This is a genomic window from Shewanella electrica (genome assembly GCF_022321485.1).
GTDB classification, from domain to species: domain Bacteria; phylum Pseudomonadota; class Gammaproteobacteria; order Enterobacterales; family Shewanellaceae; genus Shewanella; species Shewanella electrica.
In genome coordinates this window covers 341,488-354,998 of record NZ_JAKOGG010000003.1, presented here as the reverse complement: position 1 = coordinate 354,998, position 13,511 = coordinate 341,488, and the positions used below count along the sequence as shown (strand labels likewise).

The following is a 13,511-nucleotide window of genomic DNA, read 5'->3' as shown; positions in this document are numbered from 1 at the left end:
TACTACCTCTATCTTCTAGGATGAATTTACGGGTATTTTGCCATGAAAGGTGTCATATCAGCATGATGCATTTTGTTGTAAAGAGGGTGTTATTTAGACTTTTTCTGTTGAAAATACGCTCAAGTACGATAGTTTATACAAACCGTTCGTTATTTAGGCGATATGAGTGTCTTTTCTATTTTCACCAGAGCAATCGGCGTTATTTGACGAAACGTTAGAGAGTTATCTTCTGCGGGTCACGGAGTGTAACAGCTTCGCTTCTTATCGGCAGTTGAGTCTTGCTATTCGTGATGAACTGTATGCTCAAGACTATCAAGCACACGGTGCATTTCCGCTTGAGCTGTCTCAACTCAATGTGATTTATGCGCAAACAAGTAGTCATTTTCGTGTTAGAGCCTTGGCTCTTGTTGCATCACTATTGGGGCTTCAGCCTGCGGAGTTGCTTAAACTAGCGCTGTTACGCTTAGACGTAAGGCTTTTGGGAAAATATGCCGCAATCTCTCATACTGCTACAGCGATTCCTGCGAGTTTTGTTCGCGAAAATAATCAAGATTCAGCAATCCCTATTTGCCCAGAGTGTTTAGCTGAAGCTCCCTACATCCGCCAGAACTGGCATTTTCAACCTTATCAAGCATGTACCAAGCATCATGTAGAACTAATCGATCACTGTCCGAAATGTAGCATGACATTGAACTATGTGTGGAATGAATCAATTACTCATTGTTCCTGTGGTTTTGATTTATCGACGGCAATGGCACCTAAAGCCTCAAACGAGCAGCTCCAGTTGTCAGGTTGCTTTGATGCCAGTGAGCCTCAGAGGTTGCCTGGCGTTCTATCATCGGTCTCTGTATCCGAGCGATTATCCGCGCTGCTTTGGTTCGATAAGCGCTATTCTCGTTCGCTATTCGATGCAGTAAATTATTTTGAGGACTGGCCATCTCAGCTTTATCGAGAACTAGATGAAATCACAGCTAATGCTGAGCAATACATGCTTGATGTGTTTAATCGAACGGCTTTCAGCAAAGTCTATGGCGACATCATTATCACTGCTGCGAATTTTGACTCTAATAGCCGTGTTAATTCATTTATTTACTGCGCAGTGATGTCATATTTTGCGGCATTTACAGAGCGTTTCCCGCGTTCAAAAACACCTAATCAAGCCGATTTGTTGCTAAGTATTGCTGAAACGGCAGCGGTGTTAAATACGTCAATAGAACAGGTCTATCGGCTGTTGGAAGATGGCGTTTTGGTGAGTGCGAAACGACTTGTGTCTCGTCAAAAAATAGAACCACATGTGGGACTATTTTATCTTCGACAAGTATTTGAATTGCGAACGAGCTTTGGGAGCATGGACGGAGTGTATATGTCGTCATGGTAAATATTGTCCCGCTGCAAACTGTACTGAGTCTTACTGACGTAAAAGAGCGAACTTTCCAGCTGAAACGCGGCTTTGCGCTCCACTCTAATATGCTTTTTGATGTTTCGGATCTAGAGTCGACAGCACTAATCATTTTGATCAATTCGACGCTGCCTGCCAAAGATAGACCGGATGATTTGATTGATAAACGAACCGCAAAAAAGCAACTAGCAAATCCCGATTTTTTCAACTGTTGTGTGGAGGAAGTTGCTTGGTTTCACACGCACAATCTTAAGTACCCAGATATCAGAGTAAGTATGCAACGCATACTTAGTTTGCCCCCAAGCCAAAAATCGAAAGTCCTTAGTAGCGCAGATGTTCCGATGTTTGTTGATTGGGCTCATGATGCGAAAAAAGTGAATTATGCCAAGTTGTTCGCTGCTGAGTTTTTTTGGCATGGTCAAAAACGCTCGTTGGCGAAGGTATTAAAAGAGATCGAACCGGAGTGGAAGACTGCATTTCAGTCGATGGGTGGCAAGGTTCAAGATTTGAAGGTCGTGAGTGACTCTCTCAATAGATTGTTGCCTCCAACAGAATTTCCGAACACCGTTGACCATAACTCACCGCAAATTCGCATGCCTTATCGCGATGACTATATCGCAGTTACTCCAGTTGTTAGCTCGGCAATGCTACTCGCTATTCAACAAAGTTATGCTCGAACGACTGAACTCAGCTTTACTCGCCCAGCTTCTGTAGGAGGATTAGTTTCCTCATTAGGTGGTTGGGTAAAGGTATTGCACTATCCACCGAACCTAGCGCGTCAGGGACAAAGCTTTTCCCAAAACCAGCTAGGCAGGCTGGCTGAGGTCGGTTCAATACTGAACTCGAAGGTGTTACGCCGTAAAGATTTCATCGCTTCATTGGAGAGGTTATCGCGGCTAGGGTATATAGCGACTAATAGGCAGCAACGTATTCAGTTGCGTGCGCAACAAAAATTGCTGAGAACGATAGTCTTACAGTGGCTTGCCCCCTTGTTTGAGCTGCGAGAAGCTATCGTTAGCGAACCCCAAGTAATTGAAAAATTATCGTCCATCTCAGATTCCACTGAATATGAATTTTTGATTGCTCCCGTTTCGTCCCTCAAACAATTTCTAAATCCGTTATTTGCATGCCTGAATAACCAAATCTCGAACTATTACGTGACGCAACATTTTGCTTTTGAGCCTCGTTTAATGTCGGTGCTGCGAAAGCAGCTCAGTTGGGCGTTATCTCAGATTGAATCTACCTCTTACCCAAGCGCTGACGATGATGGAAGCGTGAGTTATCTGCATTTAAAGGCTCTTCGCTTGTTTGACGGGGCGGCCTTATCAAATATGTACTGTTCAGGCATTCCGTCCTTAACTGCGATGTGGGGATTTTTGCATCACTATCAGAGAGAGTTGAATGCATCATTGGGAGCCAACATTCGCTTTGCTGCATTTGCTTGGTTTATCCGAGACTATTCATCTTCAACGGAGACCAAGTTACCGGAGTTTGATATGGCTGGCGCAAACCAGCGTGAGTTTAAACGCCGAGGGTTAATTGAAGGTCGATATTGTGATATGACGTTTGATGTTGTTATTCGCATTGAAGGTGATGCAAGTGAATTAAGTCAATTAGCGAGTGCTCAAAACGCACTAAAAGCCCATCTCCCCGCGCGTTTTGCCGGTGGTACGCTGTTACCGCCATCTATCTCATCATCAACTGCGGATTGGTGCCAATTCCAACAGAATTCAGCCACATTTTTTAAAGAAATTGGGTTGTTGCCGTATAGTGGTCGTTGGGTGCTGCCAACGCGGAAATCGATCAGTTCAGTCAACGAGATCGCTGATATCAACAAAATTAATCGAGCATTTGTACCTACGCACTTGGGCTATCTGTTTTTGGAAGCGCCAAAGCGTCGAAAAAACTCTCATGCAAGTCAGCATTGCTATGCCGAATCGGCGATAGGTCTGGTGGAGTTTACTCGACAGATTGAAATTAGGATGCAGGGGGCGCGTAATTTCTACCAACGTGCTTTTTGGCAGTTAGATATTAGGGAAAATTCAATGTTAATGGGAAGGGCTTGATATGGAATTATGCGAAATACTCAAATATGACCGATCTCTATACCCAGGGAAGGCTGTCTTTTACTACCAGACACCTGACAGTGAGTTTGTACCGTTACAGGCTAATATTGCGCGTATTAGAGGGCAAAAAGTAGGTATTACCGAAGGGTATAACGCTGATTCAACGCCCAAGAATCTTGCTCCGCAAGATCTGGCTTATGCGAATCCCGTGATTGTCGAGGAATGCTACGTTCCACCTAATATCTCTGAGCTTTATTGCCGTTTTTCGCTAAGAGTGAAAGCTAACTCTCTGGCTCCCTCTGGCTGCAGCAATGTTGATGTATTTAATACATTGTCTGCGTTAGCGACAAAATTTAAAGAGATAGATGGCTACCAAGAATTGGCTCGACGCTATTGTAAAAACATTTTATTAGGGACTTGGTTATGGCGAAATCAGTACGCAGGGGCGACAAGTATTACGGTTGTGACCAGTAATGGGAGCACCTATGTAATTAGCGATATAAGAGAGATTTCTTGGGAGTCTCATTGGCCCGATGAAGCGGTAAAAACGCTAAACGCACTAACAGATGAGTTTCTACTCGCTCTAACTAATCCATCAGTCTTTTGGCACGCTGACATCATCGCCAAAATGGACGTGGCCTTCTGCCAAGAGGTTTTTCCAAGTCAAATTCTTATCACTGAGAAACAAGACGGTGTACCAACAAAGCAATTTGCCAAGATAAAGTGCATTGACGGCTCTGAGGCGGTGAGTTTTAACTCCGTGAAAATTGGTGCAGCGATACAGTCCATCGATGATTGGTGGCAGCTTGGAAGCAATAAACGCCTGAGAGTTCATGAATATGGCGGAGATGGGCAAATAGGCATTGCTCACCGACGCCCCGAGTCTGAAAACGATTTTTACTCTTATTTTGTTAAGGCGGATCACTACTTATCTCAGTTAGAGCAAATCGATATAAAATCGACAGCGGCAGAAATTCCCCAATCTTTAACCTACCTGTTTGCAGTACTTATCAAAGGTGGAATGTTTCAGCAAAAACGAGCTAGTCGTGTAAAGAAAAAGCAGGAGGCCTGAGATGACACAATACTGTTTTATTGTGAAGTATCTTCCAAAAGAAGCGAACGTAAATGTTCTTGCTGGTAAGTGTTTATCCATCCTTCATGGCTTTGTTGCAAGGCATAATGTGCAAGGCTTGGGAGTGACTTTTCCTGATTGGTCTGACAGTTCCATTGGCTCAACAATTGCCTTTGTACATGCAGATTCAGCATTGCTCGCTCAATTCTCACAACAGCGCTATTTCACTGATATGCGTGATTTTGGTTTTTTCTCAGTAGGTGAAATTAATCGAGTTCCTGAACAATGCGCTCAAGTCCGTTTTCTAAGAAATCAGCACTACTCAAAGCAGTTTGTTGGTAGCGTTCGTCGCCGAATAATGCGACTCAAGAGAAGAGCTGCGCAAAGAGGTGAAGAATACATACCGAGCGGCTATCGTAGTGAAACTGAATACGCGTTGAGTCACAGTATTCCGACTAAAAGTCGAAGTACTCAGCAAGGGTTTATGCTGCATATTCAAAAGGAACTAGCTGAAAAAAATGAAGTCGTGCACGTTTTTAACGGATATGGGCTATCTGATAGCACTCGTGCAATCGGAACGGTGCCAGACCTCCATGGATTATTTTGACCTTATTTGTTCGCATCTTTTTAAGATATTGATTAATAACATTATTTTTGAAAAGTAAAAAGATAAGGTGAAATGCTTCCATGGAGCATAACTATATGTTTTTGAATAGATGGATAGTTAATTTCAATAGTTTACTGCCGCATAGGCAGCTGAAGAAACTCTTGGCCGCAGTGTTATAGACGCATTACCGTTTACTGCCGCATAGGCAGCTGAAGAAAGAACAGGCTATGCAGGTAACGCTTGAAATCAGTTTACTGCCGCATAGGCAGCTGAAGAAATCACGCCGCCGCAATCACAGCGCATACGCCCGTTTACTGCCGCATAGGCAGCTGAAGAATGTTGCGTGGTGAAAGCCACGTATTGCAAGCCGTTTACTGCCGCATAGGCAGCTGAAGAAGCATTAAGGACACGGTAGCTAACGCGCTGGCGGTTTACTGCCGCATAGGCAGCTGAAGAAAGTACGGCGCCGGAGGCGTTCCAACGCAGTACGTTTACTGCCGCATAGGCAGCTGAAGAAGTATGGTCGCGCAACGTGCAAAACATTGCTGCGTTTACTGCCGCATAGGCAGCTGAAGAAAGTGAATACCCAGTTGAACGTTGGTTCGGTTAGTTTACTGCCGCATAGGCAGCTGAAGAATCTATGTTTTTCTGCCAATTTCTCATAACCGTGTTTACTGCCGCATAGGCAGCTGAAGAACGAACATGGCTACAGCTTGTTCGTTGGCGTCAGTTTACTGCCGCATAGGCAGCTGAAGAAGTCAGGGGCGCAGAACATGAGTTTTATCTATCGTTTACTGCCGCGTAGGCAGCTGAATAAGCATTCGTACAAAGCGATTTACGGCCTGAATGGTTTACTGCCGTGTAGGCAGATATAAAAGATCCATTTACTCATTAGATTGCTGCAAATTTTCAATGAATTGCAGCAATTTTTCTTTTTCTGTTTTAGGCAATTTTTCAATTTTTATCGCTAGTTCAGCTGACAGGTCATCCTCACAAAAAAAGTAACTCATAGGCACCTCGAGTGCCGTCGCCAGCTTTCGCAGTGTGCTGATGTCGGGAACATGCCGCCCTTTTTCATAGTGGTTCATACGGCCGCTAGCAGAACTTTCTTCCATACCAATCATCACTCCCAAATGCTTTTGAGTGATGCCAGCACGTTTGCGAGCCTGCTTGAGCCTAAGTGGTATCGGGTTATCTTCCACGAAATATTCATTTTTATGGCCTTTGGATAACTTAGATTGTCTAAGTTTTACTTAATTTTGTATACTTAGCAATCCTAAGTTTTTAAGGCCGTCGATTGAAAAGTGAAACGTTCTAAAAAAATCAATGCAATCATGTACAAACTGTTAATTGAAAAAGAAATGGATGCCTTTTCTATCATCGAAGCGCGGGATGCGCTTTTGCAAACAGAGGCGACTGATCTTGATGCGAATGAGGCTCGCAAGCAGGTCTATCGTCATATATCGCTGTTTCAGCGAAACGGCTGGCTTAACAGCATTGGGAGTGGCCGGCAAAAGCGCTTTTATGTAACGGATGAGTTCAGAGAACTGTCTGTAGTCAGTAAAAAAGATACCTCGGCGGCTAGTTATCGCCGCCAGAAACAATGCTCCAAAAATAATAAAAGTGAATATTCCGTGCTCGTAAAAGAACGCAAAGAACACGAAGGTGAACTCAAAATCGTACTCGGTGAAATTGACGAATATCGAACACTTCAGACGCGTTTCCCTGCATTAGAAGATACGATTGCCCCATTACTCCAGCGTTCAAAGTTGCGTTCTGCTGAGCTGTTGGGGAAGGTCAACGTCTTAACAAATGTCCTAAAAAGCCTCTCAATAGAGGAAGCAACATGCTGAGGCTTTGGCAGGCAGTATGTGCAGCTGACGCTTTGCGTAAATTCAAAGCCGGAGGACACCATTACTTTTGCCAAGCCACTCCAGGCGCGGGAAAAACGACGCTAGCTGCAGAAGTTGCATTGCGTTTAGTTCAATCCGACATGATTGATTTAATCCTGTGTTTTTCTCCATCGCTTATTGTTGCTGATGGCATTAAAAGAACGTTCGAGAACAAGCTAAATAAAGCTTTTACTGGTGGTTTAGGAGCTATTGGACAGTCGTTAACATATCAAGCATTGCCAACGCTTAATGATGAGTTTTGGGCCGCGTTAAGGCATTATCGTGTGTTCGTCGTCTTTGACGAAATTCACCATTGCTCTGGTGATTCACATGAAAATGCTAATACTTGGGGCCAAGAAATACTGAGTAAAATTCAGGGACTAGCAACTTATACACTAGCGATGTCTGGTACGCCTTGGCGGACGGATTTATTGCCGATAGTTATGGCGCAATATACTGATCCTGACGGTGAGCTAGTTGTTGATTATCAATATACATTGCAGCAGACTATTCGAGATAGAGTGTGCCGCTCCCCACATCTCGTGTTGGTAGATAACCATCATCTGAGCCTGTCCTCTTTTCAAAATGGTCCTAAGAGCTTTCGTTCGATTCACGAGTTTCTTACTGAAACAAAGTCCTCATATCAAAGCATTATCCATAATCAAAGTGCTATTGAACATCTACTCAGTCTTGGCTGTGCCAAATTGGCTGAAATACGAGAAACATCGTCTCAAGCCGGTGGTTTAGTTGTCGCAGCTTCAGTCAGGCATGCACATAGCATTGCAAAAATTTTGGTAGAAAAATTCAGTCAATCGGTAGCTATTGCCACATATCTGGACGAAAAACCCATAGAGGAAATCGAACGATTTAGAAGCTCTAACACTCAGTGGATTATAAGCGTTGGGATGGTCAGTGAAGGCACAGATATTCCAAGGCTTCAGGTTTGTTGCCACTTAAGTTCAATAAAAACAGAGCTGTATTTTCGGCAAGTGCTTGGGCGGATTTTGCGAGTGAATGATGCGTCGAACCAAGAAGCATGGTTATACACCTTTGCAGAAGCTAGCTTGGTCAGTTTTGCGGAGCAAATAGAACAAGATATTCCAGATTCATGCATGTTTGTTCGGCTTGAAAGTTGTATTCAAAATATTCTCCCTACTAATGGTGAACCTAAGAATATTCAACCATACGGAACCGTAGAACCCCGTCGAGGTATCGATGTAAGCGTTGCCAGTCATAATAGTGGTATTTCAGAGGCTTTGGCTAAGGGCTTTTGCCAAGAGGAGTTACGACTAGGGGAGTTTAAGCTGCGTGTTATTTCCGCATTTTCAACGTAGTTTCATCATCGAATGAGAGAAAAAGGAGGTGAAAAATTAAGGTACCACTTAACTACCGAATAGGTAGCTGAAGATTTTCCTGCGCCACCCACAATAAACATTCGTTTATTTACTGCCGAAAAGGCAGATGTTGAAGTAGTGGCGATCCAGTACCCAGCGCGTTACGTTACTCTTACTCTTTTGCCAAGGATTAGTCATGAAAACCCGCAACAGACTCACAATATTAGAAAGTGATATTATTGCAACAGTCGATGACGTCAAAGAAGGATTAGGAGAGCTCCAAGTTCGTTGCTTGAATCACGGACCTCAACGCGTTCGATATATGGTGATATCGGCGAAAGAGCTGGAAAAAAAGTTGTTTTCAGTACAAATTTTGGCAGAGGCTCAGTTCAACTACCAGCAACAAAAATTAGCTTTTATCCCTATGGGACTATCAACAGCAACTGCTTTGAAAGTGGAAAGCATTATCAAGCATTTAGTCAATGTAGATGGCGACGGTTAAATTGAACCAACTCGGAAATAGGGTCTAGACGTGCTGTGCTTTCAGCTCTTTTTTGGACAGAAGTTCGTTATAACGTCGGCAATAACAGGTGAGTTTCGGATAAGAATTTTTAATACGAACATCTAAATAATCCGATAATGCCGTGCCGGTAAGTCCGTTGGCTACATTTTCATCTAATGCATAAGTTGCATCGGCAAGCAACGCATTGATATAGGCTTCATTTATCGTCGGCATTAATTATCGTCCTTATTATTAATTTCTTGGATATTTAGTTTTTGAAACAGGGTGTAGTACTCTTTTGAACTGCAGGTCCCGTTAAACAGCAGAGGAGGACTCCCCTCTGGAAAACCGATCAAGCGGCTTATCCAGCCGCCTTTGGCGTAATAACTTTTGCTGGTGATCACGATGTCATCAGTGCCAGCTAAAAACCAGTACCGGGTATGCTCAACGATAGGCACGGCTGCGCTGATATTTTTCCGGATCAGCGCTTTGGTGCTGACCGCTTGCCCCCTGACCTTATCTGCCTGGTAGCTTAGTAAATTATCTTCTGCGCATAAGGCCTGAAACTGGTGCCTGGCCCATATTTCATCAATAAAGCTGAGGCCTGCCAGCAGCGGCAACAGCAGCAGAGAAACCATTGTTTTCTTGCCCCCAGCAGGCATTTTCCATAGCAGAATCTGGCTTAAAAGGAGCAGGGCGCCCAGGTAAACCAAGGCAATAATCAGGGCAATAATGCCTATCATAGGTACTTCCTTTCAGATATTTAAGAATAATTAACTTAATGATTATTAGTAGTAAGGGGCGTAGAATCGCCATAGTTAGAGTTGGCACTTTGTCGCATTACTCAGTTTGGGTCAACATTAGGCGAGTGATGCTCATCTCAAGTCGCGTTGATAACTTTGAATGGGGCAATTTCGTTTTAAGTAATAGCTATCCACTCTTGCAACGTGTGTTTTGCTTCAGTGTATTGACGTGAAACAATTAAATCGTCCTGAGAAAGCGCATTTGGGTTGTAGTATGAGGCCTTGGCTATGCGTGAAAACTTCACCTTATCAGGGGGCTCCCTAAAAGGGTTAGGTTGTGAAGTACCAAATAGTGAATCATGTGCGGCAATAAAATGTTCTCTTTCTAATGTCGAAGAGTTGTGTAGCAGTGCATGGCGTAATGTTTCGGTTAGCAGGTGTTTGAGTATGCGGTTTTCGCCTTTACTTGCAGCAAATAGCGGTATGGCGAATTGGGCCTGTTCTATAGCTGGTTTTATTTCAAAAGGCATGTGATTAGCAAGTCCTTTGAGATACCGCCTGAAGTATTGCTGCGCTTCATTCGTGGTGATATCAAAGTAGCTTAGCTGCCGTCTCCGTATCAATCGTGATGACCACTGAGGCTCATCCGCAATTTTTTCCGCCCAAGGCATCCCCACAAGAACAATCGGTAGCTTTGCTGCCTCACTAAGATACTTTAAAGCATTGGCTATGAGCTGACGTTCTTGCTGTGATTTGAATTCAATGACTTCTTGAAATTCATTGATGATTAGTAGTTCAACGTTCGCGCTTATTAAGCATTTGACGGTATCTTTCCTTAAATCTCGTTGCAAACCTCGTTGTCTTGTTCTGCGATGACTTCCGAATAACTCCAAATCTGACAGAATTTGAGCAAATGTATGGTCAATACTTTTGCCACTGGCAATACGGGATACCAAAATTGGGTGGCTAGTGCGCGATGCCGTTTGCGAAGAGGCAACACGTTTTTGATAGTGATTAATTAAATGGCTTTTCCCTACACCAGTATCGCCTGTCAGTAGCATGCATTGCGGATCAGCATGGAATAACCGGCTCACTCTCAACTGATCAAAATCTTCAAATATTTGCTTTACCTGAGTGTGCTCAACGAGGCAGTCGCTAAACTGATTGAGCAATTGTATTTGATGTTCACTCAATAGTTGTGCCATTAAAACGCCTCTAAGTCGTCGCTGTCATCATCCCAAGACGAAAAGGCGTCAGGCTTGGTTGCGTTTCGGGTATTAGAAAGCGGCTTTGATGACTCTGGGACTATAGTTGTAGGTTTTTTATCACTGATATTGGCTAGTCGAGCTTGATTCTTCGCGGACTGTAGTTTGGTTGTTTTTTGTGAGGTTTGGAGTGTTTGCTCTTGAGCAATATTTTCTTTGATGGTCATCCTTGCTTTAGCAAGGTTGAGTTCATCGACTTGTGCTGCAATGATCTGTTTGTGATGTTTGCGAATCGTTTTGTACTGATACCAGCTCGTTTTATTGTCTGCTAGATGTTCTGTGCAAGGAACCTCCAGATATCCATCGATTTCTTCCAGAAAAACTTTGATGGTTGCAATATCATCAGGGTCGATTTTAATTGTCTTTTGGCGAGTTTTTTGACTCTGTGGATATTGCTTTCGATAGTCAGCTAATGCAGTGCTATCGTATCTAAGTCCGTCTAAAGTGAAGCCATTTCTAGTGAGTGTTCGCGTAACCGTTTTTCCCATGATGGCGTTGAAGCGCATTTCATCGTTTGGGGTCATCATTGGCGGCGGGAGGATGTTACAGCTTTCTCTCCATTTCATTATTGGAATTCGTGTTTGGCGTGAATCAGGTTGTTGATGGTAGACATCGACTACCCATCGATGGAATTCATTAATGAAAGTAGAAAAGCGAATTACGGCATCTTTTGACGAATTGTAGTCACCCTTTTCGAAAATATTGGAGAATGTTTTCCCTGGCATTTCAGAAAGGTGCAGCTGATTAATAACCCCAAACAAGCGTTCGATAAATGGTTTTAACCATGGTTTTCTAACAGGATTGTATTGGATGTTGATACCAGCGTCTTTACATGCCAGCTCTAAGCTTTTTGACCAGAATTCAGCGCCATTATCGACCACCAATGTTTCGAACTTACCGTAGCAAGGCCATTCATTTTTAAGGTCAATATTAAGGTGTGATAGGTCTTTCGGTTTGATGGCGTGGCTGATCGCCTTGGCGGTTGAGTCATATGATGGGGGATTGAAGCTGATATGAAATCCAAGAATACAGCCGCTGTATACATCGATGATGAGCGTTAGATAGGGACGCCCTAGCGGGATATATAGTTTGTCATCAATCACAATAAGATCTAGCGGAGTATGGTCTATTTCCACACGTTGTAAGATTCGAGTAGGTGGCTCGTGTGAAGCACAATATGAGAACCATTGGTCGGCTTTGAACTTACCAAATCGAGTTAAAGCTTGTTCGTAAGGTGGCAGGCTTCTAATCCGTTTGGCAAATGATGTGTATGAAATTATCGGGATTTTACCTTCGACAATATGTTCATTGGCAATAATAATTCTGTCTTTATAAAACTCATAAGCTCTAGCGATAGCTGGGCGCTTTGAGTCTAAAAAGCGAGATAATGCTTCTTCAAAAAAAGGCTCATCGCCTGTCACCTTGGCGGTTCTATTCCCCTTTCGATGATGCTGCTCTGCGAGTGACGAAACACTTCCTTGGGTATCCTTTAGCGCCTTGTACCAGCGTGTAACAGTCCGCCAACTGGGGCAATTTTCATGATCATCTTTAAACAATTCATTAAGAATCGGTGTGAGATTTTTTTCAGTCCAGCCACCAGATAAACGGCTTTCAATTTGTGAAAGCAGTATTAGCTTTTTGGTAGCGATGGCTTGCTGATGTTCGGAATAAGTTTGCAGATCTCTTGGAAGAATAACCGCATCATCAAGCTTGATATACTGAGCTGGTGTTTGTTGCGGTGTCAGTTGTGATGGGGCAAATTCATCCTTGAAGTCCGTCATTGGCACAGACTCAACAACGGGTCAGACATGAGAGTCTGGCTATGAATATCGGTAGTTATGCGCCGCTGACTCATTAGCTCTAACATAATACGTCGTGCGTCAGCCGTACTAAGTTTAAGTTGACGTGTTAATGAAGAAAGTGAACTCTCTCCACCGGAATTTGCTATGTGTTGCAATAGTTGTTTCTGTATTTCAGTCGTTTCATAAAAACCACTGTAGCGATGAATGAGCTTAAGATTATCAAGAGTAACTTGAGCTCGAATCTGCTTGTCTGTGATCAAGTACAGCGGAATCCCAATAGCTTGAGCGGCGACTCTCTTTGCATCAAATTTTTGCTGAAATTCAAAATCTTGAGTACGACTAAATGGCTTGTATTCGTGAAAACAATATGAGCGATCATGCAGCTCTAACAACATGTCCGGGGTGTAGGGTAGATATTTCCCATTGAACATATATCTAAACCCTTCAGGCTGACTTTTGAAGGATTTTACGCTGTCGTTATATTCATGGTGAAAACACGCATCAAATTCCAAAGAGCTTTCACAAAGCACAGCTTCACCGTTCTTGGTGCTAGCAAATTTGAAGACGTTCTTGTTCGGTGAGGCCTTTCTTAGGTCACGAATGTACACGGCGACATCTCTCCGAGGACTGCCAACATATGCTCTTTAAGTTAGCTAAATTTTGAGCAGGTTGCAAATTATGTCATCTTATGGTTTTAATAATTCCTAACTAACAGATATAAAACATTTTTATTTTGTTGTAAATTTTCATAAAGTCAGGTTTATGTCAGCTTATGGTTTAATTATGACAACTTATGGTTGTTTTATGTCAACTTATGGTTATATCGACA

Annotated in this window: 13 protein-coding genes and 1 CRISPR repeat array; of the genes, 7 read left to right on the top strand and 6 right to left on the bottom strand. The window is 43.1% G+C overall.

Annotation, left to right across the window (positions count from 1 at the left end; translation table 11 throughout):
• Nucleotides 1-166: 166 nt before the first annotated feature.
• Genes L9G74_RS06430 through cas6f form a run of 4 tightly spaced genes read left to right on the top strand, consistent with a single transcriptional unit; the run spans nucleotide 167 to nucleotide 5,144 of the window.
• The gene (locus L9G74_RS06430; protein ID WP_238895474.1) at nucleotides 167-1,378 is read left to right on the top strand and encodes a TniQ family protein; all 1,212 of its coding nucleotides are present in this window, start codon (nucleotides 167-169) and stop codon (nucleotides 1,376-1,378) included.
• The gene (locus L9G74_RS06425; protein ID WP_238895473.1) at nucleotides 1,372-3,465 is read left to right on the top strand and encodes a type I-F CRISPR-associated protein Csy2; all 2,094 of its coding nucleotides are present in this window, start codon (nucleotides 1,372-1,374) and stop codon (nucleotides 3,463-3,465) included. Before L9G74_RS06430 ends, L9G74_RS06425 begins: the two co-directional genes overlap by 7 nt.
• Nucleotide 3,466: 1 nt before the next feature.
• The gene (gene csy3, locus L9G74_RS06420; RefSeq protein ID WP_238895472.1) at nucleotides 3,467-4,537 is read left to right on the top strand and encodes a type I-F CRISPR-associated protein Csy3; all 1,071 of its coding nucleotides are present in this window, start codon (nucleotides 3,467-3,469) and stop codon (nucleotides 4,535-4,537) included.
• Nucleotide 4,538: 1 nt separating this feature from the next.
• The gene (cas6f, locus tag L9G74_RS06415) at nucleotides 4,539-5,144 is read left to right on the top strand and encodes a type I-F CRISPR-associated endoribonuclease Cas6/Csy4 (RefSeq protein ID WP_238895471.1); all 606 of its coding nucleotides are present in this window, start codon (nucleotides 4,539-4,541) and stop codon (nucleotides 5,142-5,144) included.
• Nucleotides 5,145-5,273: 129 nt separating this feature from the next.
• Nucleotides 5,274-5,961: a CRISPR direct-repeat array (repeat unit 28 nt; unit sequence GTTTACTGCCGCATAGGCAGCTGAAGAA).
• 67 nt (nucleotides 5,962-6,028) lie between these two features.
• On the opposite strand, the gene L9G74_RS06410 is transcribed toward cas6f, so the two are convergent.
• A complete protein-coding gene (locus L9G74_RS06410) occupies nucleotides 6,029-6,346 on the bottom strand; it encodes a helix-turn-helix domain-containing protein (protein ID WP_238895470.1) in 318 nt (105 codons plus the stop codon).
• Between the two features lie 102 nt (nucleotides 6,347-6,448).
• On the opposite strand from L9G74_RS06410, the gene L9G74_RS06405 reads away from it, so the two are divergent.
• From L9G74_RS06405 to L9G74_RS06395, 3 genes are all read left to right on the top strand, one after another.
• A complete protein-coding gene (locus L9G74_RS06405; RefSeq protein WP_238895469.1) occupies nucleotides 6,449-6,997 on the top strand; it encodes a VspR family transcription factor in 549 nt (182 codons plus the stop codon).
• Nucleotides 6,991-8,370 carry a DEAD/DEAH box helicase gene (locus L9G74_RS06400; RefSeq protein ID WP_238895468.1) on the top strand — a complete coding sequence of 460 codons (1,380 nt, stop codon included), beginning with the start codon at nucleotides 6,991-6,993 and terminating at the stop codon, nucleotides 8,368-8,370. Before L9G74_RS06405 ends, L9G74_RS06400 begins: the two co-directional genes overlap by 7 nt.
• Before the next feature lie 196 nt (nucleotides 8,371-8,566).
• Nucleotides 8,567-8,872, top strand: a complete 306-nt coding sequence (locus tag L9G74_RS06395) for a hypothetical protein (protein ID WP_238895467.1) — start codon at nucleotides 8,567-8,569, stop codon at nucleotides 8,870-8,872.
• A 24-nt stretch (nucleotides 8,873-8,896) separates the two neighbouring features.
• Here L9G74_RS06395 and L9G74_RS06390 read toward each other — a convergent pair whose 3' ends face one another.
• The 5 genes from L9G74_RS06390 to L9G74_RS06370 form a co-directional block, all read right to left on the bottom strand.
• Complete coding sequence (locus L9G74_RS06390; RefSeq protein WP_238895466.1) at nucleotides 8,897-9,106, bottom strand: hypothetical protein; 210 nt, start codon at nucleotides 9,104-9,106, stop codon at nucleotides 8,897-8,899.
• On the bottom strand, nucleotides 9,106-9,615 hold the full coding sequence (locus L9G74_RS06385; protein ID WP_238895465.1) for a hypothetical protein: 510 nt from the start codon (nucleotides 9,613-9,615) through the stop codon (nucleotides 9,106-9,108). The genes L9G74_RS06390 and L9G74_RS06385 overlap by 1 nt, the downstream gene beginning before the upstream one ends.
• A gap of 176 nt (nucleotides 9,616-9,791) precedes the next feature.
• A complete protein-coding gene (locus L9G74_RS06380) occupies nucleotides 9,792-10,820 on the bottom strand; it encodes a TniB family NTP-binding protein (RefSeq protein WP_238895464.1) in 1,029 nt (342 codons plus the stop codon).
• Nucleotides 10,820-12,661: a TnsB C-terminal domain-containing protein gene (locus L9G74_RS06375; protein ID WP_238895463.1), complete on the bottom strand. Its 1,842-nt coding sequence runs from the start codon at nucleotides 12,659-12,661 to the stop codon at nucleotides 10,820-10,822. The genes L9G74_RS06380 and L9G74_RS06375 overlap by 1 nt, the downstream gene beginning before the upstream one ends.
• A complete protein-coding gene (locus L9G74_RS06370; RefSeq protein ID WP_238895462.1) occupies nucleotides 12,658-13,290 on the bottom strand; it encodes a TnsA endonuclease N-terminal domain-containing protein in 633 nt (210 codons plus the stop codon). The genes L9G74_RS06375 and L9G74_RS06370 overlap by 4 nt, the downstream gene beginning before the upstream one ends.
• Between the last annotated feature and the right edge of the window lie 221 nt (nucleotides 13,291-13,511).

Bases quoted from the DNA above. Each gene is read 5' to 3' on its own strand.
- L9G74_RS06425 (WP_238895473.1), top strand. From the start codon at position 1,372: ATGGTAAATATTGTCCCGCTGCAAACTGTACTGAGTCTTACTGACGTA.
- csy3 (WP_238895472.1), top strand. From the start codon at position 3,467: ATGGAATTATGCGAAATACTCAAATATGACCGATCTCTATACCCAGGG.
- cas6f (WP_238895471.1), top strand. From the start codon at position 4,539: ATGACACAATACTGTTTTATTGTGAAGTATCTTCCAAAAGAAGCGAAC.
- L9G74_RS06400 (WP_238895468.1), top strand. From the start codon at position 6,991: ATGCTGAGGCTTTGGCAGGCAGTATGTGCAGCTGACGCTTTGCGTAAA.
- L9G74_RS06395 (WP_238895467.1), top strand. From the start codon at position 8,567: ATGAAAACCCGCAACAGACTCACAATATTAGAAAGTGATATTATTGCA.
- L9G74_RS06390 (WP_238895466.1), bottom strand. From the start codon at position 9,106: ATGCCGACGATAAATGAAGCCTATATCAATGCGTTGCTTGCCGATGCA.
- L9G74_RS06385 (WP_238895465.1), bottom strand. From the start codon at position 9,615: ATGATAGGCATTATTGCCCTGATTATTGCCTTGGTTTACCTGGGCGCC.
- L9G74_RS06380 (WP_238895464.1), bottom strand. From the start codon at position 10,820: ATGGCACAACTATTGAGTGAACATCAAATACAATTGCTCAATCAGTTT.
- L9G74_RS06375 (WP_238895463.1), bottom strand. From the start codon at position 12,661: ATGACGGACTTCAAGGATGAATTTGCCCCATCACAACTGACACCGCAA.